Here is a 220-nt window from a genome sequence, read left to right as displayed (position 1 = left end):
CCTGGTGTGTACCCATGTGAAATGAGCTTTACCGCCTGCAGTTGGGCGATTTTGGGCTTGCTGCATGGCACGTCACTGAACCATCCCGGCAACTTGCCAGGGTTTCTAGCCGATTTGCAGGCATCAGCGCCGCAATATGTTTTGCCCCATCGGCGACCTGATCGGTGGTTCCCGCGAGCAGTGAAGCAGCGCCCAGCAAAATATCCGACCCGAAAATAAA

The 220-nt window shown here is 55.5% G+C and carries 1 protein-coding gene; it reads right to left on the bottom strand.

The features are described 5' to 3' along the window. Positions 1 to 28: 28 nt before the first annotated feature. Positions 29 to 220, bottom strand: a 192-nt coding sequence (locus GHO32_RS26750; RefSeq protein ID WP_218577148.1) for a hypothetical protein, incomplete at its 5' end; no start/stop codon positions are given.

The sequence above is a fragment of the Pseudomonas sp. FSL R10-2189 genome, from assembly GCF_009600325.1.
In the GTDB taxonomy this organism is placed as follows: Bacteria; Pseudomonadota; Gammaproteobacteria; order Pseudomonadales; family Pseudomonadaceae; genus Aquipseudomonas; species Aquipseudomonas helleri.
Note: the sequence above shows the minus strand (reverse complement) of the source record. Positions and strands in the feature narration are given on the sequence as shown.